The following is a 26,123-nucleotide window of genomic DNA, read 5'->3' as shown; positions in this document are numbered from 1 at the left end:
CATTTGAGCCCAAGTGAGTGATACACCGGGGCCGGGTTCGTCAACAGATTTGGTGAGGGTTGCGCGGATTTGGACAGCGCAAATAGATCAAACGGGCCGGTTACGCGGTCAGGCGTCGGCGTCGGAGGCGCAGGATATCAGCGGTCTTGATCATGCCGCCCGTATAGCGCCGCGCCGGGCGCCTGAAAACCCCGAAATTATGCCATCAGGAAACTCCTGCAAAATCTGTGCCGGGGCCGGGCAATTACCGCTTGCCATTCCCGCCGCGCTGGCGCACCGCTGGCCCATGTTTATCGCCAAAGACCACAACCCGCCGCTGGCGGCGCTGCTTATTTTCGCCGCCAGCGCCTTTATCGCAGGTACGACCCTGCTGGCCAAGGCGCTGGGCACCGATACCCTGGGTCCGGCGCTGCATCCCATCCAGATCAGCCACGGCCGGTTCCTGTTCGCGTTTGTCGCGATTCTGGGCGCAGTCAGCGTTCTGCGCCCGCGTCTGGGGCGGCCGCATTGGGGGCTGCACCTGGGGCGCACCAGTTTCGGCTGGACCGGCATAACGCTGATGTTCGCCTCGGTCGCCTATATCCCGATCGCCGATGCCACGGCGATTTCCTTTCTGAACCCGGTCTTTGCGATGGTTCTGGCGATTCCGCTGTTGAAAGAGGGTGTTGGACCGTGGCGCTGGTTCGCGGCGGCCGTGGCGTTGCTGGGTGCGCTGATCCTGTTGCGGCCAACCCCGGGGAGCTTTCAGCCTGCCGCGTTGCTGGCGCTTGCGGCGGCCGCGTCGATCGGGATGGAGCTGATTTTTATCAAAAAGCTGTCGGGGCGAGAGGCGCCTATCCAGATCCTTTTGGTGAACAACGCCATGGGCCTGACGATTGCAACGGTCGCCGTTCTTGCCGTCTGGGAACCGCCCACCGCATCGCAATGGGCGGCTTTGGTCGGAATTGGCACTTTGATGGCCTGCGCGCAGGCCTGTTTCGTAAATGGCATGGCGCGGGCGGATGCGTCTTTCGTTGCGCCGATCAGCTATGCAACGTTGATCTTCGCCGCGCTTTACGATTTCGCGGTTTTCAGAGTAATCCCGGATTCTGTCAGCTTGTTCGGGTCGTCGATCATCCTGACCGGTGCGCTGATCCTGGTCTGGCGCGAGGCGCGGGCGCGCAATCGCTAGGCCTTGAGCCGGTAGCCCGTGCGCAGCATTTGCCAGGTCACGGCGCAGATCAGCAATGTCGCCCCGCCGCAGACCAGCAGCCCCACCGCCGGTGAACTGTCGGAAACGCCGATCATACCAAAGCGCAATCCGTCGATCAGATAAAAAACCGGGTTCAGGTGGCTGGCGCTGTTCAACACCGGAGGCAGGGCGTCGACCGAGTAGAACGTGCCCGACAGGAAGGCCAGCGGCGTCACGATAAAGTTTGTGATCGCAGCCATCTGGTCGAACTTGTTGGCAAAGATACCGGCAAACAGCCCCAGCGCCCCCATGAACGCCGCCCCCAGGACCACGTAGACCAACACGATGACCGGATGTTGCGGTATCAGGCCCAGAAACACGGCAAAGGCCGCGGCCACGACGAGCGCAATCAGCACGCCGCGTGCGATACCACCGGCCAGATAGCCCAGAAGGATTTCCAGGGGCGACAAGGGCGGCATCAGCGTATCGACGATATTGCCTTGCACCTTGGCGATCACCATCGAGGACGAGGTGTTGGCAAAGGCGTTCTGGATCACCGTCATCATCATGATGCCCGGCGCAAGGAAGGTCACGAACGGCACGCCCATGACATCGGGCCGACCGGGACCGATCGCAATCGTGAAGATCAAAAGGAACAGGCCTGCCGTGACCAGCGGGGCCAGCAGGGTCTGTGTCCAAACGGCCAGAAAACGCAGGGTTTCCCGCCGCGCCAGCGTTGCAAGGCCAAGCCAGTTGATCGCGCCGAAACTGCGCGCGCCCTGATCGACGGAATTCTGCATGCTCTGCCCTCAAACTGATTCGAAGACAGCTTGTAACTCGGGCCGCAGTGTTTAGAATAGGGGACTGAGACGAATTTCGAAGGCGGCCCGGTAACGGGGCCGCTTTCCCGCTTTTGAAAGGCTTCCTATGTCCTGGACTGACGAGCGCGTAGAACTGCTCAAGAAAATGTGGGGCGAAGGCCAGTCGGCCAGCCAGATCGCCAAGGAACTGGGCGGTGTGACCCGCAACGCGGTGATCGGCAAGGTGCATCGCCTTGGCCTGTCCAACCGCGCCACCGGGGCCAGCCCGGCGAAATCCGAGCCCAAGGAAAAACCCGCCCCCAAGGCCGAAGCCAAGCCGAAACCCGCACCCAAGACCGAGCCTGCGCGCCCTGCCGCGGCTCCGGCGCCCGAGGCCAAGCCGGCCACGCCGGCCCGCCGCCAGATCATCCCGGCGGGGCAACCCCTGCCGCCGCAGCCATCGGCCAATGAAATCAGCCCCGAGGCACTGGCCAAGGTCAACGAAGTTGAGAAGAAAGCCAAGAAGCTGACGCTGATGGAACTGACCGAAAAGACCTGTAAATGGCCTGTCGGGGACCCCGCGACCGAGGATTTCTGGTTCTGTGGCCTGCCGGTCGAGGCGGGAAAACCCTATTGCGAGGCGCATGTGGGCGTGGCGTTCCAACCCATGAGCTCGCGCCGCGACAGACGGCGCTAAGGCGCGCCCGGACGCCACCGCGGCGGTTCCAACCGGACCGCGCAGTGATTTGGCGCTGATCTTTCTGGATTGGTGCTGCTCTTTCTGGTTCGGCACGCCGCAAAGGCATTGCCGCATTGGTCCGCGTCAATCGGGCTGATTTTGGCAATGTGGCGATTGCGCGAATCATTGCACGGATCACCGACCCTGGGGGCGTGGCCTGCCGCATGTGGCATCGCCATTATCCGGCGACCCGCCACCGGGCGCGACATGCGGACCCGGCCGATGCGCCGCCGGGCTATTGGGCGGGATGCGACGGCAGGCTGGGCATCGGCACCCATCCCGGCAGATCATCGGGCGAGACCGAGACATGCAGGCGCTCTGACCGGTCGCGGCCCACTGTGCGGTGCTTGCGCAGCAGGAATATCTTGCCCCAGCCGCGCCAGGTGCCGACCGATGGGGCGCCGGGGTCCGTCGGAAAGCGGGCGCGCCAGCCGTCCGGCAGGGGCAGGCCATGCAGCTCGGCCTTGTCCAGCATCCAGATCAAAGAGATGTTGCTGAGCGGGCGCGCCTGTTCATAGCCGTTCAGCTGACCGCCCACGTCACCATGGGTGCCGCGAAACCACACCTGCTCCACATGCCCTTTGAAATCCTCGGTGCAGTTCCACAGGACCGGCTGATAGACCTCTCGTGTCTCATCCAGTGCCAGCGCGTGATAGCCGTGGCGGGTCGATGGGCCAAGCTGGTGGTTGTGAAAGGCGTGCCGATCCTCGGCCCAGCGCCACAGCATGGGCAAACGCAGGCCCAGTGCCTTGACTGTATCCCAGACCCCGACCATCTCGATCGCGACATGCGGGTGGCAGAAATTGCTGCGGAACTGTTCGGCGGCCTTCCCCTTGGGATTGCACTCATAGTGCCGGTAAGCCTGTTTGATATTGCGTTCGGTGGCATGTTCAGCCTTCAGCAGCCCGATCATGTCGATTACGCCCGCAAGGCTGCGCACCCCGTAAGCGCCGCGCGAATAGCCGATGAAAAAGATCCTGTCGCCGGGTTTGTAGCGCGATGCGAGATAGCCATAGGCCCGCCGTATCTGGCGATTGATGCCGCGCCCCATCATCACGTCCAGCGAGGATTTCCAGCTTTCCCACTGCACCCCGGATTCGTAGAAGACCGAAACCTTGCTGCCCATTTCGCAACACAGGCGCAGCGTCTGCCCGGCATGGGTTTCGAATCCCGGTTCGAGCGTGGACATGGTTCCGTCCAGGATGATCACATGGCTGATCGGCTCGCGGTGCCGCGTTTCAGCCGAATGCTCGGACCGCAAGGGCCGTCCGAGCCACCCCAGGACCTTTCGACTTAGCCGCGACAGAACCATGTGTCCGCACTTTCTGTTTCGTCTGGGGCGTGAAAGGCACAGCCGCCCGTCGCACCCCGTGGTTTCGGCGCGCCACCTGGGCCGCGTTCGCCACGGCCACCGGCGCGTCCACGGTGCCGGTCTTGCCGCGGCCTTTCATCCCGATCGGGTTGGCCGTTGACGGAACCGGCACCAAAGTAAACTCAATCATGGGTATCAGGGGCGCGCGGGGCAAGGCATGGCCCGTAAACGAAGCCGTGAGCAGTTGCCCGTTCGCATCATGACCCACATGCGCGCAATTGGCTTGTCCGTTGCCGCGCGCCGCGCCGTGATACACCTGTCCTTTGGCCAGCTTAGGTTGCAAGGCCTTCGAAATTGTAAATGCCTGCAGTTTGATCCGCCGTGATTGCACCGGCCTGCGGGCCAATCACAATTTCGTTGCGTGCCGCCCATCCTGCCCCGGCCGACCCATCATGATCCCCGGCTTCTTGGCACCCCCGGGCACAGGGCTTTCCCGCCGGTGCCAGACCCCACTTACCCAGCGAGGCTTTGCCGCATTTTCCCGACCGGTGCCTGTGCCACTGCGCCAAACGCCCTGTTCAGCGGTGCGGGTTGGTTGTCGCGCGCACGACTGACCCTTCCCCTTCCCGCATGCATTCGCTATTGCAGGCGCTGACCCGAATTTGTTGACGCAGGACGCATCCCATGGCGATGGAAAAGACATTCAACGCGGCCGAGGCCGAGGCCCGCATCTACGAGGCCTGGGAACAGGCCGGAGCCTTCAAGGCAGGCGCGAACCGCTCGCGCGACGAAAGCTTTACCATCATGATCCCGCCGCCCAACGTGACGGGCGCGCTGCATGTGGGGCACGCGTTCAACAACACGCTGCAGGACATCCTGATCCGCTGGCACCGCATGCGCGGGTTTGACACGCTGTGGCAACCGGGACAGGACCATGCAGGTATCGCCACGCAGATGCAGGTCGAAAAGATGCTTGCCGCCACCGGGCAGCCGGGTCGGCGCGAGCTGGGCCGCGAGAAATTCCTTGAGAAAGTCTGGGAATGGAAAGGCGAATACGGCGGCACAATCATCGAGCAGCTGAAACGGCTGGGGTCATCCTGCGACTGGTCGCGCAACGCGTTTACCATGGCCGGTGCGGCGGGTGATCCGCGTACGGGCCACGAGAACTCGGCCAACTTCCATGACGCCGTGATCAAGGTTTTCGTCGAGATGTACGAAAAGGGCCTGATCTATCGCGGCAAGCGCCTGGTCAATTGGGACCCGCATTTCGAGACCGCGATTTCGGATCTTGAGGTCGAGAATATCGAGGTCGCCGGGCATATGTGGCACTTCAAGTACCCTTTGGCGGGCGGTGAGACATATGAGTATTTGGAAAAAGATGAAGATGGCAATGTGATCCTGCGCGAAGAGCGGGATTATATCTCGATCGCCACCACACGCCCCGAAACCATGCTGGGTGATGGCGCGGTTGCGGTCCATCCGTCGGATGAACGCTATGCGCCAATCATAGGCAAGCTGTGCGAGATCCCGGTTGGACCGAAAGAGCATCGCCGCCAGATCCCGATCATCACCGATGAGTATCCCGACCCTGATTTCGGCTCGGGCGCGGTGAAAATCACCGGGGCGCATGACTTCAACGACAACATGGTCGCCAAGCGCGGCGGCATTCCGATGTACCGCCTGATGGATACCAAAGGCGCGATGCGGGCCGATGGCGCGCCCTATGCCGAAGAGGCGGGCAAGGCGCAGGAATTCGCGCGTGGGCGTGCGTTCACCGAGAACGAGATCGACGCGATCAACCTGATCCCCGACCACCTGCGCGGGCTTGATAGGTTCGAGGCGCGGGCGAAGGTGGTGGAAGAGATCACCGCCGACGGTCTGGCCGTGATGACCCGCGCGGATGATCCGCGTCTGGGCACCAAGCTGGGCGAGGATGACGACCCGGCGGCTCTGGTCCCGCTGGTCGAGAGCAAGCCGATCATGCAGCCCTTTGGCGACCGCTCGAAAGTCGTCATCGAGCCGATGTTCACCGACCAGTGGTTCGTGGACGCCGAAAAGGTCGTTGGCCCCGCGCTGGACGCGGTCAAGGATGGCACGGTCAAGATCATCCCCGAGTCTGGCGAGAAGACCTATTACCACTGGCTGGAAAATATCGAGCCCTGGTGTATCTCGCGCCAGCTGTGGTGGGGGCATCAGATTCCGGTTTGGTATGGGCCTCGCGTAGTCAATGTTTCCGACGAAGATGTACATGGTTGGGAGTACGACTACCTCAACCCAGTACATTTCTGTGCACCAACTATCGAAGAAGCTAAGTCCAAGGCGATGGAGTATTATTACTCAAACGCCGGACCCGATGCTAAATGGGTTGGCGAAGCCCAAGATGCCGGCCATGCTCACGACATTGGCGACGAAGCTGGATACATGCTTCCCGTCGCTTTATGGCGGGACCCCGACGTCCTCGACACCTGGTTCTCCTCCGGCCTCTGGCCGATCGGCACGCTGGGCTGGCCCGAACAGACCGAGGAACTGGAGCGCTACTTCCCCACGGACGTTCTGATCACCGGTTTCGACATCCTGTTCTTCTGGGTTGCCCGGATGATGATGATGCAACTGGCTGTGGTCGATCAGATCCCGTTCCACACCGTCTACCTGCACCAGCTTGTCCGCGACGAGAAGGGCAAGAAGATGTCCAAGACCACCGGCAACGTCATCGACCCGCTGGAGATCGTGGACGAATTCGGTGCCGACGCGCTGCGCTTTACCAACGCCTCAATGGCGGCGATTGGCGGTGTGCTGAAACTGTCGCGCGAACGCATCACAGGTTATCGCAACTTCGGCACCAAACTGTGGAACGCCGTCCGTTTTGCCGAGATGAACGAGGTCTTTACCGACGCCGTGCCGCAACTGGACGTGGCCGACCTGAAGCCCAAGGCTGCCGTGAACCGCTGGATCATCGGTGAAACCGCCCGCGTGCGCGAAGAGGTCGACGCGGCGCTGGAAAGCTATCGTTTCAACGACGCGGCCAATGGGCTTTATGCCTTTGTCTGGGGCAAGGTCTGCGACTGGTATGTGGAACTGTCGAAACCCCTGCTGCAGGGCGACGATGCCGAGGCACGGTCTGAGACCCGCGCCACCATGCGCTGGGTTCTGGATCAGTGCATGGTCCTGCTGCACCCGATCATGCCCTTCATCACCGAAGAGCTTTGGGCGCTGACAGGAACGCGGCCCAAGATGGTTGTCCACGCCGACTGGCCCACCTATGGCGCCGAACTGGTCGATGCCGACGCGGATCGTGAGATGAACTGGGTGATCTCGGTGATCGAAAACACCCGTTCGGCCCGCGCACAGATGCGCGTTCCTGCCGGCCTCTACGTGCCAATGCTGGTGACCGAGATCGACGCCCACGGCCAGGCCGCCTGGGACCGTAACGAAGCGCTGATCAAGCGCCTGGCCCGGATCGACAGCCTGACCAAGGCCGATGAGCTGCCAAAAGGCACCATCTCGATTGCAGCCCCCGGCGCAAGCTTCGGCCTGCCGCTGGCAGATATCATCGACATCGGCGCCGAAAAGGAACGGCTGGAAAAAGCCCAGGGCAAGCTGGCCAAGGAACTCGGCGGGTTGCGCGGCCGTCTGAACAACCCCAAATTCGTGGCCTCGGCCCCGGAAGAGGTGGTTGCAGAGGCCAAAGCCAACCTTGCCGCCCGCGAAGAAGAAGAGGCCAAGCTGAACGAGGCGCTCGCCCGCCTGGCCGAAATCGCCTGATCGCTTCACCTTTTCAAAATACTCAAATCCCGAACCCCGCCGCTGATCCGGCGGGGTTTTTCTGTTGCGCAGGCACCCTTTGCCCCTGTTCACCGGGACAAACGGTTGCTAGCACCGTCCGGTAACAACCCCGAGGGCAAGATGGCGCAGAACCTTCCTCCGATACAAACCGTGTCTACCGGGCTAGTGGTGGCGGTTGTGGGCTTTTTCAGCTCGTTTCCAATCGTGTTGCAAGGGTTGAACGCGATGGGGGCCTCGCCAGCCCAGGCCGCATCGGGGCTGATGAGCGCAGCCGTCGCGCTGGGCCTGGCCGCGATTGCCCTCAGCCTTTTCTATCGGCAGCCGATCAGCGTGGCTTGGTCCACACCCGGCGCTGCGCTGCTTGCGGTGTCGCTCACCCCGGCCGACGGTTTCTCGGGTGCAGTCGGGGCGTTCCTGTGCGCCGGGGCGCTGACGGTTCTGGCCGGGCTGTGGCGACCATTGGGCCGCCTTGCGGCAGCTATCCCGACGACATTGGCGCAAGCCATGCTGGGGGGCGTTCTGCTGCCGCTGTGCATCCTGCCCTTCAAGGCCGCCGCCGAGATCCCCTGGCAAGCCTTGCCTGTCATCCTCACATGGTTCATCGCCGGTCGCATCCAACGCCTGCTTGCGGTCCCCGCGGCCGTCCTTGCCGCCGCGCTGGTCGTCGTGTTCAGCGCCGAGGGCGCATCGGTGCGGCCCGAACACTATCTGGCGGCGCCGATATGGACCATGCCCACATTTTCCCTCGCCTCGGCCGTGGGGATCGGCCTGCCGCTGTTTGTCGTGACGATGGCAACACAGAACATCCCCGGCATCGCGGTGATGCGCAGCTTCGGCTACACGCCCGCGCCGGGAAAACAGTTTGCATCGGTCGGTGTGGCCAGCATGCTGTCCGCGCCGCTGGGTGCCCCCGCAACGTGCCTGGCCGCCATCACCGCCGCGATGTGTTCCAACCCCGACAGCCACCCAGACCCCAAAAAACGGTATTGGTCGGCGGTCATGGCCGGCGTGTTCTATTGCGTCTTTGGCATCTTTGCGGTGGCCATCACCGGCTTTGCCGCCCATGCCGACCCGCTTTTGATGGGAACCCTGACCGGTGTTGCCCTGATCGGGGTACTGGCCAATGCCACATTCGCCGCGCTGGAAATCCCGGCCGAACGTGAGGCCGCGATCCTGACATTTGCCATCACGGCATCCGGCATAACCGTCTTTGGGCTTGGTGCCGCAGTCTGGGGGTTGTTGGCAGGCGGGATTGCCTATCTGGTGTCGAAGAACCGGGTGCGATGACCGCTTTGCCCTGCGTCGCCACCTGCGATATGCTACGCCCATGTTCGGCCCATTGGGAAAACTGGTAGAGCGCCAGATCAAAAAGGCACAGGCCCAAGGCCAGATGCAGGGCCTTGAAGGCGAAGGCCGCCCCCTTCCCGACCGTTCGTCCGAGGCGCAGTGCGACCCGGCCATTGCCGCCGGGCACCGGATCATGGCGCAGGCCGGAGTGCTGCCCGAAGAATTCACGATCAAAAAGCAACTGGATGCAGCGCGCAAAGCCTATGCCTGTCTAACCGACCCACAGGCGCGCAAAACTGCGATGGCAGAGATCGCCGACCTGGAAATGCGCTATAACATGGCCCGCGACGCGCGACGGGCATTCCTGAAGTAACCTCGCCCGGCCTTTTTGACGCCAATCCTGTCCATTTGCGTGTATCATCGCTGAAAACCAGTCGTTTACGCCGCACAAGGAAAATGACTGGAGCGCAGGTTATCAGCCATACTGGCCGCTGACATGGCCGGGTATTCCCGACTGATGGAGCAGGACGAAACCGGCGTTCTGAGCCGACACAAGACGTACCGCAAAACATTGCTCGACCCGCGCATCGCGCAAGCGGGCGGGCAGATCGTCAAGACCACCGGCGACGGTATTCTGGTCCGGTTCGACACTGCACAGGATGCGGTGCGCTGCGCAATCGACATCCAGCTGAACATGGACCAGCAGGAACGCGACGTGCCGGACAGCAATCAGATCCAATACAGGATCGGGATCAATGTCGCGGATATCCTGTTCGAAGACGGCGACATTTTCGGCGACGGGGTGAACGTCGCTGCCCGGCTTGAGGCGATCGCCCAGCCCGGCGGTCTGTGCATCTCGGACATCACGCATCAGATGACACAGGACAGGGTGACCGAGTGTTTTGCCGATCTGGGATTGCAAAAGATCAAGAATATCACCCGCCCGGTGCGCGCCTGGCAATGGACACCGGACGCCACCCGATCGGGTCGGGATGATTACGCCCCTTCCCACGTCCAAAAAGTGTCGTTCTGTCTTGGACAGGACGGGACCCAGCTGGCCTGGGCGCGGGTGGGGTCCGGCGCGACCGTTCTCAAGGCGCCCAACTGGCTCAATCATCTGGACTATGAATGGAGCAGCCCGTTTCGCGGGCCCTTTCTTGAACAGGTCGCACGACGCTGCACGCTGGTCCGGTTCGATCAGCGCGGAAACGGGTTGTCCGAACGCGACCCAGAGGCAATTTCTGCCGATGCGATGATTTCCGATATCGAAAGCGTGGTCCAGGCCGCTGGCCTTGGGCGTTTTTGCCTGTTCGGTATCTCGCAAGGGTGCGCCTTTTCCGTGCGCTATGCGGCCGAACATCCTGATCGCGTCACCGGGCTTGTCCTGGTGGCAGGCTATCTGCGTGGCGCGCTCAGGCGGAATGCGCCCGATCAGGCGGCCCTGTCGGAGGCTACGAACGTTTTGATCCGCGAAGGCTGGGGGTCACCCAATCCGGCCTATCGGCACCTGTTCACGGAAAGCATGATGCCCGACGCGACCGAGGCACAAAAAGACAGTTTTGACGAGTTGCAACGCGTGTCCACGTCGCCGGATGTGGCCGCAAGGGTGAATGCGATGAATGCCGATATCGACGTATCCGACCTTGCCAGCCAGGTCCGGGTTCCGACGCTGGTCTTACATGCCGAGGGCGACCGCCGCGTTCCCATTGCCGAGGGGCGGCGCATGGCGGCAATGATCCCCAATGCCCGGTTTGTTACCCTGCCAGGCAATAACCACATCTTTGTCGACGGTTCCCCGGCGCTTAAACTCTTCCTGTCCGAATTGTCGGACTTTCTTGCTGAGCTTGAGGCCTGAACACCATACAAAGCGGCATCGCGGTGGCTATTTGAACACGGGTTTGCGCCCCTGCATCTGCGCCATCACGACCTCTGTCTGGTCGGGTTTGCCGATCAGGTCCACCTGTTCCGAAGATTCAGCCATCAGGACCTCGGCCCGGGCGCGGGTTTGCGCCACGTCGATCAGGCGTTTGGCGGCCCGGATGGCCGACGGGCTTTTCCCGGCGATATCCTCGGCCAGCGCAAGCGCCTCGGTCAGGGGATCATCGGACAGCCTGGTGACCAGCCCCCAATCCGCGGCCTGCGCCGCGCCAATGGGACGGGCCGTGTAGGTCAGCAGGCGCAGAACATCCGAGCGCACAAGTTCAGGCAGCAGAACCATGCCGCCCATATCCGGGATGATGCCCCATTTCATCTCCATCACCGCCAGTTTGGCCTCGGGATGCGCGATGCGGATATCCGCGCCCAGCGCGATCTGAAGACCCCCGCCATAGGCCGCGCCCTGAATGGCGCAGATGACCGGAACCGGGACGCGGCGCCAGATCAGGGCAAGCTCTTGCATCTCGTTGGCGTCTTCGTGGCTGCGGGTCATCAGCCATTCAGTCGGGTCGGTCTGGGCCATGCCGGCAAAGCTGGCCATGTCCAGCCCGGCGCAAAAGCTCTTGCCTTCGCCCGACAGGACGACGGCCCGCGCATCCGAGGCCGCAACCTCTTGCCCTGCGGACAGGATCGCCTTGACCATGGCGTCGTCCAGCGCGTTCATCTTGTCGCCGCGCGTCAACGTGACGTGGGCAATGTGATCCTTGTATTCGACTGACACGCGCGCCATGCGACCCTCCGCTTATCGATTTGCTCCGTTATGCCCGGAAAAGGGCGGTCAAGGCCACAACGACGTCAGGGCATTCGGGACAGGGGCATGCGGCCAAACCAGCCGGAATCCAGTGTCGTGACATAGAACTGATCCCCCACCCGTTTGCCGCCAGTGGTTATGCCCAGCCGCCCATCGGGGTCTTGCAGGGTTCGCAGGATCGTTCCCTCGCCGTCAAATTGCACCAGCATGCCACGATGAATGGGGGCTGGCCGCACCATGGGGCCCAACCGCCAGATCAGCTTTCGCAGGAACGGATAGGGCATCAGCGCCTCGGACGGCACGCGCGGGCTGGCGAAGGCCATCCAATAGGTTCCATCGCCCTGCGCCTCGAGGTTGTCGGGATATCCGGGCAGGTTGTCCAGCAGGATTTCGGTTTGCCCCGCGCGCGGCCCCGTCAACCACAGCCTGTGCACGCGCGCGCGGCCGGTTTCGGCAATCAGCAGGAAATCTTCGTCCGGCGACAGCGCCACGCCGTTTGTATAGACGAACCCTTCGGCGATTTTCTCGGTCATTCCGTCCGGTGTGCGCCGGGCGACATAGCCGGTGTCGGATTGTTCCCAGATCGTCAGAACCGAGGTCGGCTTGGTGCCGCCCATTGTTTCGGGGTCGAAACGGTCCGAGGAATTGGAGAAATAGACGGTTCCGTCCTGGCCGACATCCAGTTGGTTGGCATAGACCAAAGGGGTACCTTCGACCTCTGACACCAGTGTTTCAAGGGTTCCGGGACCCGACCAGCGCATGAGGCCGCGAAAGCTGTCGGCGATATAAAGCGCCCCGTCCGGGCCCGCGTGCAACCCCAGTGGCCGCCCGCCCAAACGGTCGATTTCGACCGGTTCGTCCCCGTCTATGCGATAGAGCCATCCGGACAGGCTGGTGGTCAGCACGGAACCATCGGGCAGAACCGCAATATCCTCGGGCCCGATCTGGCCGTCGGGCAAGGCGATCAGGTCGAGGCTGTCCAAGGCCCGGTTTTCAGCGAAATCGCCGGTAAAGCCGGGCGGTTCGGGCGGGTCATAGGCGACGGGGTCGACCGGCACCGGCCTGAACAGCAGATAGGCCAGCCCGACAAGGCCAAGACCGAGTGCGATGCGCATGGGGCAGGTTTCCTTTCATTGCTCGGATGCAGAGTGCGGCGCAATGGCGGGCGCTGCAAGCTTGCCGAGACCGTGACCTTGCGTTTATCTGCGCGCATGACTGATCCACGCTACACTCCGCTTGCCCTGTCGCTGCCTGCAACCGTGCCCTTTGTCGGCCCCGAAACGCAGGAGCGCCAGCGCGGGGCGCCGTTTGCGGCCCGGCTGGGCGCGAATGAAAGCGTGTTTGGCCCCTCGCCCCGCGCGGTCGAGGCCATGGCCCGCGCGGCTGGCGCAAGCTGGATGTATGGCGACCCGGAAAACCATGATCTGCGCCACGCTTTGGCGGACCACCACAATGTGCGCCCCGAAAACATCGTGGTCGGCGAAGGGATTGACGGGTTGCTGGGCTATCTGGTGCGGCTGCTGGTCGGGCCGGGGGATGCGGTTGTGACCTCGGACGGGGCATATCCCACGTTCAATTACCATGTCGCCGGATTTGGGGGCGTGTTGCACAAGGTTGCATACCGGCAAGACCACGAGGACCTGACTGCCCTGTTCGCCAAGGCGGCGGAGGTGGGCGCCAAGCTGGTTTACCTGGCCAACCCGGACAACCCGATGGGCAGCTGGCATCGCGGCGCCGATATCGCAGCCGCCTTGGCCGATCTGCCGGACGGATGCGTGCTGATTCTGGATGAGGCCTATGTGGAATGCGCGCCCGCGGGCACGGCGGCGCCGGTGGATGCGGATGATCCGCGGGTGATCCGGATGCGCACCTTTTCCAAGGTCTATGGCATGGCGGGCGCCCGGATAGGCTTTGGCATCGGTGCGCCGGGCCTGATCACGAGTTTCAACAAGGTGCGCAACCATTTTGGTGTCAACCGGGTGGCGCAGGCCGGTGCGCTGGCGGCGCTTGACGATAGCGACTGGCTGGAAACGGTCCGCGGGCAGATATCCCGGGCCCGCGAGCGCATCGGTCAGATTGCGCGCGCGAACGGGTTGGAGCCGTTACCATCGGCCACCAATTTCGTTGCCATTGATTGCGGGCGGGACGGATCGTTCGCCAAGGCCGTTCTGGAGGCGCTGGTGGATCAGGGTATTTTTGTGCGCATGCCTTTTGCGGCCCCGCAAGACCGCTGTATCCGCGTCAGTTGCGGGACCGAGGCCGATCTGGAGGCATTCGCATCCGCCCTGCCCCATGCCCTTGCCAAGGCGCGGGGCTGAATGGAAAAAGGGGGCTGTCTGCCCCCTCTTGGCCGGTTGGCCAATTCACCCCCGAGGATATTTTCAGCCAGATGAAGGGGATCACCCTGGCCAATGCGTCTAGGACTGGCTTGCCAGTGTTGCGGCGGCGGCTTCGAGCGCCCCGGCCCCGCGGGGGATGTCCAACGCCGCCATTGCGGTTTCCACGCCCCCGAGCATGGCCATGACCATCTGGGCGTTGAGGTGGCCCATATGCCCCAGGCGGAAACAGCCATCTTCATCCGCCATACCCAGGCCGATACCCAATGTCAGCCCAAGTTGGCTTTCGGTGTAATCCCGCAAGGCTGTTCCGCGCCCTTCCGTCAGGCGAAGCGCCGTGACGGCGTGGCTGCGCAGGGTTTTGTCGGCGACGTTCAGGTGGAGCGCGCCCTTCTGGGCCCAAACCTCGCAGGCGGCCCAGACGGCGCGGGCCAGATGTGCGTGGCGGGCCCAGACATGTTCGAGCCCTTCGCGGTTGATCAGGTCCAGGGCCGCGCGCAGCCCATATAGGTGGTGCGTCGGAGCAGTGCCGCCGAAAAACTGGTAGAACCAGTCCGGTTCGGCCCGCGGGGTCCAGTCCCAGTAGGAGGAGACCCGCGGCATTGCCGAGCGTTTGGCCTGGGCCTTTTCGTTGAAGAAAACGAACGAGATACCGGCCGGGGTCATCAGGCCTTTTTGGCAGGCCGCGACCATGACATCGACGCCCCAATTGTCCATTTCAAAGCGGTCGCAGCCCAGCGAGGCGATGCAGTCGGCCATCAACAGGGCCGGATGGCCCAGGTCGTCAAGCAGGCCGCGCAAGGCGGGAATATTGTTGCGGATCGAGCTGGACGTATCGACATGAACCGCGAGAACCGCCTTGATGCGATGGTCTGTGTCCTGGCGCAGGGCCTGGGCGATGCGGTCCATGTCCCAGGGCGCGGCGGTTCCGAAATCGATCAGATCAACCTGCGCGCCGATGCCCTGGGCCATTTCCGCCCACCCGTGGGTAAACCGGCCCGAAGCCGGGGCGAGGACGGTTTCACCCGGCGCAATGACATTGGACAGCGCCGCTTCCCATGCGCCGTGGCCATTGGCGATGTAGATGGCCAGGTTGTGCCGGGTTCCAGCCACGCGGCGCAGGTCATCGGTCAGGGCGGGCATCATATCGACCAATGCGCCCGCATAGATATTGGGCGACGGGCGGTGCATGGCTTGCAACACGGCGTCGGGGATGACCGAAGGGCCGGGAATGGCAAGGTATTCGCGCCCGTGCGCGAGCGAAATGCGGTTTGTCATGAAGGGGGCAACCTGTCTGAATTGACGCCCACACTAGCGCCAGCAAACAGGAGGTCAATCCATGAGCTTGGCGGCCTCGCGTGCCAGGGTTTCGATCCCGGCCCAGTCGCCAGCCTGGACCATCGGCTTGGGCGCGACCCAGCTGCCGCCGGCACAGACGACGTTGGGCAAGGACAGGTAATCCTTGGCATTGGCGGGGGAAACACCTCCCGTCGGGCAGAACGTGATCTGCGCCAGAGGGGCCCCGATCGCCTTGAGCGCCGGAGCGCCGCCTGCGGCCTCGGCGGGGAAGAATTTGAGCATGTCATAGCCAAGTTCGAGCAGGCGCATCGCTTCGCTGGCCGAGGCCGCGCCGGGCAGAAGCGGCAGGCCTTCGGCCTCGCATGCGGCAATCAGGGTTTCGGTGGCGCCGGGGGAAACGCCGAACTGGGCGCCTGCCTCTTTGGCGGCGCGGACATCTTCGGGGGTAACCAGAGTGCCTGCGCCGACAACGCCGCCGGGAACGTCGGCCATCGCGCGAATGACATCCAGCGCTGCCGGGGTCCGCAAGGTGACCTCGAGCGCGGGCAGCCCGCCTGCGACCAGCGCCTCGGCCAGCGGGCGCGCATGTGCGGCGTCATCAACGACCAGGACCGGAACGATGGGTGCGAGGGCGCAGATTTCGCGGGTACGTTGGGTTTTTGCAGACATGTATCAGGCTCCGAAAATACTTGCACCGGCGTCGGCCGAGCCGACCGCGTTGCGGAAGGCGCCGAACAGGTCACGCCCGACGCCATGTTGGTTGGATGAAAGATCGGCGGTTGCCGGGTTGCGGTCCAATACGCCTGGGGTCAGGATTTCAAGAACGCCCGTCACCGCATCGACCCGCAACAGGTCACCGTCCTGCAAATAGGCGATCGGGCCGCCGTCCAGCGCCTCGGGGCAGACATGGATGGCGGCGGGGACCTTGCCGGACGCACCCGACATCCGGCCATCGGTGACCAGCGCCACTTTTTGCCCCCGCCCCTGCAGTATCGAAAGCATCGGCGTCAAAGAGTGCAATTCGGGCATGCCGTTGGCCTTGGGTCCCTGAAAGCGGACAACGACGATGACGTCATCCGTGAACTCTCCGGCCTTGAAGGCGGCTTTGACGTCGTCTTGGTCGTGGAACACACGGACCGGCGCTTCGACCACCTGGTGTTCGGGCGCGACGGCTGAGACCTTCATAACGCCCGTGCCCAGGTTGCCGGTCAGGCGCGACAGGCCGCCGGTAGGTTGGAACGGGTCATTGGCGGGGCGGACGATCTTTTCGTTCAGGCTGTGGCCTGCGCCGTCCTCCCAGATCAGTTCACCGTTTTTGAGCTTGGGTTCCTTGGTATAGTTGTGCAGCCCCTGCCCCGCGACGGTCAGCGTGTCGGGATGCAGCAGGCCGTTGTCCAGCAGGGTGCCGATGGCAAAGCCCAGCCCCCCGGCGGCGTGGAAATGGTTCACATCCGCCAGGCCGTTTGGATAGACCCGCGCGACCAGAGGCACGACGCCCGAAATGTCGGAAAAATCCTGCCAGTCCAGCACGATACCGCCTGCGCGGGCCATCGCGATCAGGTGGATCAGCAGGTTTGTCGATCCGCCGGTGGCCATCAGGCCGACAATCCCGTTGACGAAGGCACGTTCATCGAGGATCTGACAGACCGGCGTGTAATGGTTGCCCAGCGCACTGAGCGACAGGGCGCGGCGGGCGCCTTCCTCGGTCAGGGCATCCCGCAGGGGCGTGTTCGGGTTGACGAAGCTGGACCCCGGCAGGTGCAGGCCCATGAATTCCATCAGCATCTGGTTGGTATTGGCGGTGCCATAGAACGTGCAGGTGCCGGGGCCGTGATAGGCGGCCATTTCGGCCTTCATCAGGGCGTCGCGGCCCACCTCTCCGGCGGCGAATTGCTGGCGGACCTTGGCTTTTTCGTCGTTGGGCAGGCCGCTGGTCATGGGACCGGCAGGCAGAAAGACGGCTGGCAGGTGGCCAAAGGCCTGTGCACCGATCACCAGACCGGGCACGATCTTGTCGCACACGCCCAGGAACACCGCGGCGTCGTAGGTGTTATGGCTAAGCGCCACACCCGTTGCCAGGGCAATCACATCGCGTGAGAACAGAGACAGCTCCATCCCCGCCTCGCCCTGTGTGACCCCGTCGCACATTGCGGGCACGCCACCGGCGACCTGAGCCGTGCCCCCCGCCGCGCGGATCGCGTCGCGGATCAGGGCCGGGTACCGCTCGAATGGCTGGTGGGCGGACAGCATGTCATTATAAGCGGTGACAATTCCCAGGTTCCCGGCCGTACCGGTTGCCATGGATTGCTGATCTGTCCCGGCCCCGGCATAGGCATGGGCCTGCCCGCTGCAGGACAGGTGCGCGCGGGCGGGCCCCTTGGAGCGGGCCTGTTCCATGCGTTCAAGATGCGGGCCACGCAAATCCGCGCTGCGGTCGATGATCCGCCGGGTGACTTCGGAAATAACTGAGTGAACCATGTCTAACCTCCGATCTGACGCCAGCGGCGTCCATCCCGATGCATCAGCATCAACGCGTCTTCGGGACCTGAACTTCCCTGATCATAGCGCGACGGGCGGTCTCCGCGCTCTTCCCAGCCCTGGATAATGGGGTCGACCCAAGCCCAGGCCGCCTCGGCCTCGTCGCCGCGCATGAACAGGGTCTGATCACCGCGGATCACATCCATCACCAGTCTTTCATAGGCGTCCTGCGCGCGCGCATCGCCGCCCAGGGCTTCGGCGAAGCTCATGTCCAGGGACACATCGGACAGGCGGAACCCGCCCGGACCGGGGTCCTTGATCGTGGTGCGCAGGGTGATGCCCTCGTCCGGTTGCAGACGGATCACCAGGACATTGCCGCGCAAGGGGCCGACATTGGGGAAAATCGTGTGCGGCGGGTCACGGAAAAACACCGCGATCTCGGATTCGCGTGCGCGCAGACGTTTGCCCGTACGCAAATAGAATGGCACACCCGCCCAACGCCAATTGCCGATATGCGCCTTGAGCGCAATAAAGCTTTCGGTGGCGCTGTCAGGGTTGCCGACGTGATCCAGATAGCTGTCGCCCCCCTTGTCGGCCCGGTACTGGCCACGGGCGATGTCCGATTGGGATACGGGCTCGAGCGCCTCGATCACCTTGACCTTTTCATCGCGGACCGCATTGGGCGAGAACTTCGATGGCGGTTCCATCGCGGTCAGGCACAAAAGCTGAACCAGGTGGTTCTGGATCATATCCCGCATGGCGCCGGACTGATCGTAATAGGCGCCGCGCCCCTCGACCCCGACGGTTTCGGCCACGGTAATCTGAACGTGGTCGATATGGGTCGCGTTCCACAGCGGCTCAAACAGCGAGTTGGCAAAGCGCAGCGCCATGAGGTTCTGGACCGTTTCCTTGCCCAGATAATGGTCGATCCGGTAAATCTGGTGCTCTTCGAAACAGGCGCGCAGACCCGCGTTCAGGCCTTTTGCCGATGCCAGATCATTGCCAAAGGGTTTTTCCACGACGATCCGGCTGTCTGGCGTGGCCAGACCGTGTTCCTGAAGCCGTTTCGCAATACCGGGAAACAAGTTCGGACCGACCGAAAGATAGAAGGCGCGCACAACGTCATCGCGCAACGAGGCGCTGAGGTCTTTCCACCCCGCATCGCCCAGCGCATCAACCGGCACATATTCCACCCGCTTCAGAAAATCGTCGACAACATCCTTGTCAAAATCCGAGGCGAATTTCTGGATCGCGTCACCGACCTGCTGGCGAAAACCGTCCGTGTCGATGTCAGAGCGCGCCGTGCCGATGATACGGGCATCCTGGGGCATCTGGCCAACTTCGAACCGGTGGTACAGGCCCGGCAGGATCTTGCGCTGCGCCAAGTCCCCGGTGGCACCGAACAGCACCAGGTCAAAGGGATCAACCGGAATTACGCGTGAAACCATTCGCTGGCTCCTTTAGTGGTCTTTGCGGTCAGCCTGGCAGGGCGACCGGCACAGATTGAGGCGGCAGACAGGAGGTGTTACCGCTAACATTTAGCGACTAAATAAAAAGAACCGGCCAGAAAATCAAGCACGGATTTGCGTTATCCGCCACCTGTGCGCCCGGCCGATCAGGTCTGATTGTTCAGCCAATCCATAACCGCAGGCCGGACCGATTGTTCGCCCCGGTGACGCGCATCGGCGATGATCTTGCGGACGTCCTGCAGATTTGAACGCAAAAGCAAGCTCTTGACCGGCCCGATCGACGCGGGGCGCATCGACAAGGTACGAATTCCCATTGCCGCCAAGCACAGGGCCTCGACCGGGCGGCCGGCATCTTCGCCGCAGAAACTGACCGGAGTATCCGAGATGCCGCATCGCTCGACGATCCGCTCGATCAGGCTGAGAAAGCTGACATTCAACGTATCGTAGCGGCGGCGCACCAGTTCGTTTTCCCGGTCGGCGGCAAAGAAAAACTGTTTCAGGTCATTGCCGCCGATCGAAATGAAATCGACCTCGTCAAAGAACTTTTGCGGCGAAAAGGCAAGCGACGGCGTTTCCAGCATCGCGCCGACCTCAAGCGTTTCGGGCAGCGCATGGCCCAGCCGTTTTTCCCGCTCGATGGTTTTGTTCACCTCCCAGCGGGCGTCGCGGTATTCATCCGCCTGCGCCACGAACGGGAACATAAGGCTTAACGGGCGGCCATTTGCGGCGCGGATCAGCGCCTGAAGCTGCATGCGCATCACGCCCCGCTTGTCCAGACCGACGCGAATGGCGCGCCAGCCCAGGGCCGGGTTCGGCTCGGCGATGTGCTTCATATAGGGCAGCACCTTGTCTGACCCGATATCCAGCGTCCGGAATACCACGCGCTTTCCCTGGGCGGCGTCCAGAACCCGCTGGTACTGTGTCACCAGTTCAGACCGCTTGGGCATCTGATTGCGAACCAGGAACTGCAATTCGGTCCGAAACAGGCCGACGCCTTCGGCACCGGAATGACCCAGTGACGGCAGGTCGGCCATCAGCCCGGCATTCATCACCAAGTTGATCCGGGCGCCATCCTGCGTGACGGTCGGCGTTTCGCGGATCGACGCGTAGCGTTCCTGCGCCTTGGCCTGCATGGCGATCTTGTCGCGGAAGGCGCTGACAACCTGGTCTTCCGGGCGCAGATGCACGATCCCCTGATCCCCGTCGACCAGGATGTGGTCGCCGTTCAGCGCCTCGGTGGTGATGCGGCCCACATGGACGACCAGCGGAATAGCCAGGGCGCGGGCCACGATGGTGGCATGGCTGCCGACGGACCCTTCCTCGAGCACGATCCCCTTGAGCGACCTGCCATATTCCAAAAGATCACCCGGCCCGATATTGCGGGCAATCAAGATCGGATCAGGCGGCAGATCGGCTTCGCCGTTATTGCCCTGCCCCGTCAGAATGCGCAGCAATCTGTTGCTGAGGTCATCCAGATCGGCCAGACGTTCGCGCAGATAGCTGTCCGTCACCTGCCCCATTCGGGCACGCGCCTGCGATTGCTCTTTCTCGACCGCCGCTTCGGCGCTGAGACCGCGAGAGATGTCTTCTTCCATGCGCCGCATCCAGCCCTTGGAATTGGCAAACATGCGATAGGCTTCTAGGACCTGGAGTTGTTCGTTATCCCCGTCCTTGGATATTTCCAGCATCTTGTCGACACCGACCCGCAGCTCTTCGACCGCCTCGGTCAGGCGCTGGAGTTCGCGATGGGGGTCTTCGGCGATGGGGTTCGTCACGACGACGCGCGGCTCGTGCAGCCAGACATGCCCTTCGGCGGAGCCTTCCTGCGCCTGCCCGCCCCGCAAAAGGACCGATTGCTGGTGCAGCGGCGATAATGCCGCGCCTTCGCCGACAAACGCGCCCAGTTCCGCCATCTCGGCCAGAACCATCGCGACCACTTCCAGCGCATAGACCTCGTCCGCCGAGAATTCGCGCGCCTCGCGGGACTGGACGACCAGAACACCCAGTTTTTCGCCCAGCCTTTGCACCGGCACACCCAGGAACGAGGAAAAGCGTTCCTCGCCCGTTTCGGGCATGTAACGGAACCCTTTGGCCGAGGGGGCATCGGCGGCGTTTACAACCTCGCCGGTTTTGGCGACACGGCCCACCAGCCCTTCGCCCATGCGCATACGGGTTTTGTGAACGGATTCAGGCGACAGGCCCTCTGTCGCGCAAAGTTCCAGCGTTTCTTCGTCCCGGAACAGATAGATCGAGCACACCTCGCACCGGATGCTGTCGGCAATCAGGTGCGTGATCCGGTCAAGGCGTTCCTGACCGGCGGCTTCGCTCGCCATCTCTTCGCGCAACCGCCCAAGCAGCTTGCGGGATTCTGTTTCGGTGCCGTCCGCCATGGCCCAACCAGGTTAAGGTGTCAGGCGCCCCTTGGCCGAAATGCTCAGGCCGCCTTGTCCAGTTCAAATGCATCATGCAGTGCCTGAACCGCAAGTTCCATGTATTTCCTGTCCATCAGGACCGAAATTTTGATCTCGGAGGTTGTGATCACCTTGATGTTGATCCCTTCGTCCGAAAGCACCTTGAACATCTTTGCCGCAACACCTGATTGCGAGCGCATCCCGATGCCGACGACCGAAACCTTGCAGACATCTTCGTCGGCCACCAGTTCGGCATAGTTCAGCTCGCCCTTTTCCTTGATCGCCAGCAGCGCCTGTTCGGCCCGTGCAACCTGGTTTGTGGGGCAAGAGAACGTCATGTCGGTGCGCCCTTCGTCCGAGATGTTCTGGACGATCATGTCGACATTCACACCCTCGTCGCTGAGCGCGGTAAAGATGATCGAGGCGATACCGGGGCGGTCGGCCACGGAAACGACGGTCATCTTGGCTTCGTCGCGGGAATAGGCCACACCGGCCACAACATTGGATTCCATGATATCCTCCTCATCGCAGACCAGCGTACCGGCCTCGTCGGATTGTTCTTCAAAGCTTGAGAGAACGCGCAGTTTCACCTTGTAGCGCATCGCCAGTTCGACCGAGCGGGTCTGCAGCACCTTGGCCCCAAGCGAGGCCAGTTCGAGCATTTCCTCGAACGAGATGCGGTCCAGCTTGCGCGCCTTTTCACAGATGCGCGGGTCGGTGGTATAGACGCCGTCCACATCGGTATAGATATCGCACCGCTCGGCGCCAAAGGCGGCAGCAAAGGCCACGGCAGTGGTGTCCGAACCGCCCCGGCCCAGCGTGGTGATGCGGCCTTCGGGGCTGATGCCCTGAAACCCCGCAACAACGGCCACGCGCATTCCCTCATCGAATTTCTGGGTGATGTTCTCGGGCGGGATCTCTTCGATCCGGGCCGCCGAATGCGCGCCATTGGTAATCAGCGGCACCTGCCAGCCCTGCCAGCTGCGCGCCGGGATATCCATTTCCTGCAGGGTCAGCGCCATCAGCCCGGCGGTGACGTTTTCCCCCGACGACACGACCGCATCATATTCGCGGGCGTCATACAGAGGCGAGATTTCGTCGACCCAGCCAACCAGTTCATTGGTCTTGCCGGACATGGCGGAAACGATGACGATCACGTCATAGCCTTTTGCCACCTCGACACCGATGCGCTTGGCAACACGGCGGATGCGGTCCAGGTTTGCGACGGATGTTCCGCCGAATTTCATCACGAGTACGGGCATGGGGGCAAGTGTCTCCGCGCCTTGGAATTCCGGTTGGGTGCCTCATATGCGAGGGGGGGCCAGAGGGCAAGGCTGCAAAGATCATCGCGGCCCCGACAGGGGCGGGTTTACAACGCAGCCCCGCAGTGTCAGCGTGCACAAAACCATTGCCGCCAAAAGGATTGCCATGCTCCGTTACGTCTTAGCCCTCAGCCTTCTGTCCACCCCGGCGCTGGCCCAGGTTGCCACCCTGTCCGGGACCGACGGCAAAAACGCCCTGGGAACGGTTCCCTGTGCGGCCATTGCCGGGCAACCGCTGGAAAACTGCAAGGCCGAGCTGCGCCGCAAGGATGACGGGTCGGTCACGCTGGCCGTGTTGCTGAACACGGGCGATGTCAGGAATATCTATTTTACGGACGGTGTTCCGACATCCAGCAGTTCGGCCTCGAAACTGACCTATGAAACACGCCACGACATCCTGATCATCTTCATCGAACCCGGCGAGGTCTACGAGATTCCCAAAGCCGCGCTAAACCCGCAATAAAGCCGCAGAAAACCCGACGCGGGCCGGACACAGCCCGCGTTGCACCGGCCACGGCCAGCGCCCTGCGGCCGGTCAGTTGGTCTTGCGGCTGGGAACAAACGGCAGCGGCGCAACGGGGATGCCATCCTCGATCAGCGCCTTGGCCTCATCCGGCTTTGCCTCGCCATAGATCGCACGTTCGGGCGCGTCGCCCAGGTGAATCCTGCGCGCTTCATCCGCAAAATTCTTTCCGACGTAATCGGAATTCTCTTCGACCCGGCGGCGCAGTTCGGTCAACACCTTGGCGACATCGGGCGATGGCGTGGCGACGCTGATGTCACCACCGGCTTCGGTTTTCGGCTGTTCGGGGGCATCCACGTCGTCGGATCGGCGCGCCGACCGCACCCGCGGTGTCATGATCGCCTTTTCGACATCGCCGCACCCGCAGACCGCGCATGTCACCATGCCGGCGGCGGACAGTTTGTCAAAGGCTGCCGCAGATTGAAACCAGCTGTCGAAACTGTGGCCGTTACTGCATTTAAGAGCGTACTGAATCATGTTTCGCCTAAAAAAGTCGCTGCTGAATAGATACTGACCAACAGGCCATTGGCAAGCCCCTCAACCCGTGGTCAGTGACGCAGGGACCCGAAATTCCGCAAAACTGAGGAAAGTTCGGGATCAGAAACCCGCAAAGACGCCTTTTTAGGCGCAAACCATCTGCGTTTTCGGGCGACGCATTCGGGGTATTCGGCATGAATGGTCTGGACCCTCAGCGGAAACACATCAACCAGGCACAGCAAGGGCTGCATCCCCGATTCGTGCTTGAAATAGGTGAACTGCCCCAGACAGTCCGGCGCACAAGCGCCTTTGACCCCGGCCTCTTCCCAGGCCTCTTGCGCTGCCGATTGCGCCGAGGTCAGCCCCGCGATGGGCCAGCCTTTCGGGATGATCCAGCGGCCGGACCCGCGTGTGGTGATCAACAAGACCTCGGTCTTGCCGCGTTCGGTCCGGTAACACAATGCCGCGGCTTGCTGTGCAACGCTGCAGCGCGTTCCCTTATAGGTCGTTTCCTGCGTCGCCCTTATGCCCATTGCCCTGCCCCATCGTTCGGGCGCATTTCCGCCCCTGGCTGCGGGCCATTCTTTGTTGATCTGCTTCGCCGCCCGCCCCTATACATACCACATGATGTGGCTGAGGCAAAATTTTCACCAGGAATTGGGTGGTGACCGGTCAGACGGCCATGCGATGCGAAAGACGCTGCACCAGTTCGGGATGCGGGATGTCGGCGTCGATTGCCAGGCGCCGAAGCCCGAAATGGACGCGCGCGATCTGCTGGTAATAGCGGGAATAGACGAAATTGGTGCCGCCACCGGCCAGGGCGCCCAGAACCGGCAGGGACTGCGCGGCCAGTTTCTGCCCCAGGACAACGGATAAACGCGGGGCCACGGCGGCAATCAGTTTCTGCATCGCCGGACCCGTCAAGGTCAGGCGCACCGAATAAAAGCCCAGATCGGCCCCGTCATCCTCGGACATGGGACCGGCTGCTGACAGGACCCGGATTGAATCGAATTTCACATTCTCGGACGCGGGGTCGAACCCTTCGCTTGCCGCAACGCCCTGAATCGCGCGCAGCAGCATCGCGGTTGTTGCCGGCAGTTCCACAAGCGCCGTCGAAAGACCACCCGCGCCCCCGGCCGCGCCCATCGCCGTTGCAATTGCGGTATTGACCCAGGGCTGCTGATCCGGGACCGCGCGCCTTGACCCCTGTGCCGCGACCATCGCGGCCCGCAGCGCCTGTTCCGTCGCGCCCGTCAGGCCGTGACGAACAGGGTCCGGCAATTGATCCAACAGGGATTCTGCGGACCCGCCCAGGCGGTTGAGCAATTTCACGCCCGCACCGCCCGCCGACCGATAGTGATCGGCCAGGCGGTCAAGCTCTGCCTCGGGGTCGACCTTGTCGATCAGAACAACGTCCTGCATCCGTGCCCTCCTGAAAGACAAAGATTGGTGCCTTTCAGAGCGATTTCAATAGATCAGCGGCGCCAAGGCGCAACGGGCCCGGAAACCCCGGCCCACCCGCCCGGCACCAGTTCGCGGCCCAATACGCGGTCTGGATTGGTCGGAGGCGGCATGTCCACGCCCCGCAACCGAGAGAACCCGAACCGCGCATAATAAGGCGCGTCGCCGACCAGCAGAACCCGTCTCCAGCCCATGGCGCTGCCGACCTCGACCCCCTCATGGATCAGGAAACCGCCAAGCCCCTCGCCCTGATGGGTCGGGTGCACGGCAACCGGCCCCAGCAAAAGCGCGTCATGCGCGCCCACATGGACCGGCCAAAAGCGGATCGCCCCGGCCAGGATGCCCTGCGGATCACGGGCCACCAGCGACAGGTCCTGCAGCGGATCGACCGCGTCGCGCAGCCTGTAGGACGACAGCGCCTCGCGACCCGGTGCAAAGCACAGGTCATAGAGGGCTTCGACCTCCCACCAGTCGCCCGGCTGCTCGGGCCTGATCGTGAACTGCTGCACCTGCATCCCCATTTCATCGCTGGCAATCGCCCTAGCACTTCGCTACGCCTTGGGCAAACG

At 62.8% G+C, this 26,123-nt stretch carries 22 protein-coding genes; 8 read left to right on the top strand and 14 right to left on the bottom strand.

What is annotated here, in order from left to right:
* Positions 1-286 precede the first annotated feature (286 nt).
* On the top strand, positions 287-1,171 hold the full coding sequence (locus tag ACXAG8_RS12195; RefSeq protein WP_475225089.1) for a DMT family transporter: 885 nt from the start codon (positions 287-289) through the stop codon (positions 1,169-1,171).
* Here the strand turns inward: ACXAG8_RS12195 and ACXAG8_RS12190 are convergent.
* Positions 1,168-1,971 carry an ABC transporter permease gene (locus tag ACXAG8_RS12190; protein ID WP_475225086.1) on the bottom strand — a complete coding sequence of 268 codons (804 nt, stop codon included), beginning with the start codon at positions 1,969-1,971 and terminating at the stop codon, positions 1,168-1,170. The genes ACXAG8_RS12195 and ACXAG8_RS12190 overlap by 4 nt on opposite strands.
* A 127-nt stretch (positions 1,972-2,098) precedes the next feature.
* Here ACXAG8_RS12190 and ACXAG8_RS12185 point away from each other — a divergent pair, with 127 nt between their 5' ends.
* Positions 2,099-2,668: a GcrA family cell cycle regulator gene (locus ACXAG8_RS12185; RefSeq protein WP_475225083.1), complete on the top strand. Its 570-nt coding sequence runs from the start codon at positions 2,099-2,101 to the stop codon at positions 2,666-2,668.
* A gap of 277 nt (positions 2,669-2,945) precedes the next feature.
* Here ACXAG8_RS12185 and ACXAG8_RS12180 read toward each other — a convergent pair whose 3' ends face one another.
* A complete protein-coding gene (locus ACXAG8_RS12180) occupies positions 2,946-4,022 on the bottom strand; it encodes a DUF2235 domain-containing protein (RefSeq protein ID WP_475225080.1) in 1,077 nt (358 codons plus the stop codon).
* 684 nt (positions 4,023-4,706) lie between these two features.
* On the opposite strand from ACXAG8_RS12180, the gene ACXAG8_RS12175 reads away from it, so the two are divergent.
* The 4 genes from ACXAG8_RS12175 to ACXAG8_RS12160 all read left to right on the top strand — a co-directional run bounded on the left by ACXAG8_RS12175 (position 4,707) and on the right by ACXAG8_RS12160 (position 10,947).
* Positions 4,707-7,784 (top strand): valine--tRNA ligase, encoded by a 3,078-nt coding sequence (locus tag ACXAG8_RS12175; RefSeq protein WP_475225074.1) that lies wholly within the window; start codon positions 4,707-4,709, stop codon positions 7,782-7,784.
* Positions 7,785-7,925: 141 nt separating this feature from the next.
* Positions 7,926-9,092: a benzoate/H(+) symporter BenE family transporter gene (locus ACXAG8_RS12170; RefSeq protein ID WP_475225067.1), complete on the top strand. Its 1,167-nt coding sequence runs from the start codon at positions 7,926-7,928 to the stop codon at positions 9,090-9,092.
* A 40-nt stretch (positions 9,093-9,132) separates the two neighbouring features.
* A complete protein-coding gene (locus ACXAG8_RS12165; RefSeq protein ID WP_475225059.1) occupies positions 9,133-9,465 on the top strand; it encodes a DnaJ family domain-containing protein in 333 nt (110 codons plus the stop codon).
* 87 nt (positions 9,466-9,552) lie between these two features.
* Positions 9,553-10,947, top strand: coding sequence for an alpha/beta fold hydrolase (locus ACXAG8_RS12160; RefSeq protein WP_475225392.1), 1,395 nt, complete (start codon positions 9,553-9,555; stop codon positions 10,945-10,947).
* Positions 10,948-10,974: 27 nt separating this feature from the next.
* On the opposite strand, the gene ACXAG8_RS12155 is transcribed toward ACXAG8_RS12160, so the two are convergent.
* Together ACXAG8_RS12155 and ACXAG8_RS12150 are read right to left on the bottom strand one after the other, a co-directional pair.
* Positions 10,975-11,757 carry a crotonase/enoyl-CoA hydratase family protein gene (locus ACXAG8_RS12155; RefSeq protein ID WP_475225055.1) on the bottom strand — a complete coding sequence of 261 codons (783 nt, stop codon included), beginning with the start codon at positions 11,755-11,757 and terminating at the stop codon, positions 10,975-10,977.
* 65 nt (positions 11,758-11,822) lie between these two features.
* On the bottom strand, positions 11,823-12,893 hold the full coding sequence (locus ACXAG8_RS12150) for an SMP-30/gluconolactonase/LRE family protein (protein WP_475225052.1): 1,071 nt from the start codon (positions 12,891-12,893) through the stop codon (positions 11,823-11,825).
* Positions 12,894-12,989: 96 nt separating this feature from the next.
* Between ACXAG8_RS12150 and ACXAG8_RS12145 the strand changes: the two genes are divergently transcribed.
* Positions 12,990-14,096 carry a pyridoxal phosphate-dependent aminotransferase gene (locus ACXAG8_RS12145; RefSeq protein WP_475225049.1) on the top strand — a complete coding sequence of 369 codons (1,107 nt, stop codon included), beginning with the start codon at positions 12,990-12,992 and terminating at the stop codon, positions 14,094-14,096.
* 99 nt (positions 14,097-14,195) lie between these two features.
* Here ACXAG8_RS12145 and ACXAG8_RS12140 read toward each other — a convergent pair whose 3' ends face one another.
* The 6 genes from ACXAG8_RS12140 to ACXAG8_RS12115 form a co-directional block, all read right to left on the bottom strand.
* Entirely contained in the window at positions 14,196-15,392 is a 1,197-nt protein-coding gene (locus tag ACXAG8_RS12140; RefSeq protein WP_475225043.1) for a pyridoxal-phosphate-dependent aminotransferase family protein, read from the bottom strand.
* Between the two features lie 54 nt (positions 15,393-15,446).
* Positions 15,447-16,082 (bottom strand): bifunctional 4-hydroxy-2-oxoglutarate aldolase/2-dehydro-3-deoxy-phosphogluconate aldolase, encoded by a 636-nt coding sequence (gene eda, locus ACXAG8_RS12135; protein WP_475225036.1) that lies wholly within the window; start codon positions 16,080-16,082, stop codon positions 15,447-15,449.
* Between the two features lie 3 nt (positions 16,083-16,085).
* On the bottom strand, positions 16,086-17,891 hold the full coding sequence (gene edd, locus ACXAG8_RS12130) for a phosphogluconate dehydratase (RefSeq protein ID WP_475225027.1): 1,806 nt from the start codon (positions 17,889-17,891) through the stop codon (positions 16,086-16,088).
* Positions 17,892-17,893: 2 nt separating this feature from the next.
* Positions 17,894-19,339, bottom strand: coding sequence for a glucose-6-phosphate dehydrogenase (gene zwf, locus ACXAG8_RS12125; RefSeq protein WP_475225022.1), 1,446 nt, complete (start codon positions 19,337-19,339; stop codon positions 17,894-17,896).
* A 167-nt stretch (positions 19,340-19,506) separates the two neighbouring features.
* Complete coding sequence (gene ptsP / locus ACXAG8_RS12120) at positions 19,507-21,750, bottom strand: phosphoenolpyruvate--protein phosphotransferase (RefSeq protein WP_475225019.1); 2,244 nt, start codon at positions 21,748-21,750, stop codon at positions 19,507-19,509.
* A gap of 44 nt (positions 21,751-21,794) precedes the next feature.
* Positions 21,795-23,033, bottom strand: coding sequence for an aspartate kinase (locus ACXAG8_RS12115; RefSeq protein ID WP_475225016.1), 1,239 nt, complete (start codon positions 23,031-23,033; stop codon positions 21,795-21,797).
* A gap of 166 nt (positions 23,034-23,199) precedes the next feature.
* Between ACXAG8_RS12115 and ACXAG8_RS12110 the strand changes: the two genes are divergently transcribed.
* Positions 23,200-23,556, top strand: coding sequence for a hypothetical protein (locus ACXAG8_RS12110; protein ID WP_475225009.1), 357 nt, complete (start codon positions 23,200-23,202; stop codon positions 23,554-23,556).
* Between the two features lie 72 nt (positions 23,557-23,628).
* On the opposite strand, the gene ACXAG8_RS12105 is transcribed toward ACXAG8_RS12110, so the two are convergent.
* The 4 genes from ACXAG8_RS12105 to ACXAG8_RS12090 form a co-directional block, all read right to left on the bottom strand.
* Entirely contained in the window at positions 23,629-24,093 is a 465-nt protein-coding gene (locus ACXAG8_RS12105) for a DUF1178 family protein (protein WP_475225002.1), read from the bottom strand.
* A 71-nt stretch (positions 24,094-24,164) separates the two neighbouring features.
* Entirely contained in the window at positions 24,165-24,626 is a 462-nt protein-coding gene (locus ACXAG8_RS12100) for an NUDIX hydrolase (RefSeq protein WP_475224993.1), read from the bottom strand.
* Positions 24,627-24,765: 139 nt separating this feature from the next.
* Positions 24,766-25,515, bottom strand: a complete 750-nt coding sequence (locus ACXAG8_RS12095) for an EcsC family protein (protein WP_475224990.1) — start codon at positions 25,513-25,515, stop codon at positions 24,766-24,768.
* Positions 25,516-25,568: 53 nt separating this feature from the next.
* Positions 25,569-26,069 carry a GNAT family N-acetyltransferase gene (locus ACXAG8_RS12090; RefSeq protein WP_475224984.1) on the bottom strand — a complete coding sequence of 167 codons (501 nt, stop codon included), beginning with the start codon at positions 26,067-26,069 and terminating at the stop codon, positions 25,569-25,571.
* Positions 26,070-26,123 lie beyond the last annotated feature (54 nt).

The organism is Ruegeria sp. ABD4_443 (genome assembly GCF_056160865.1).
This window is presented reverse-complemented; position numbering and strand designations above follow the sequence as displayed.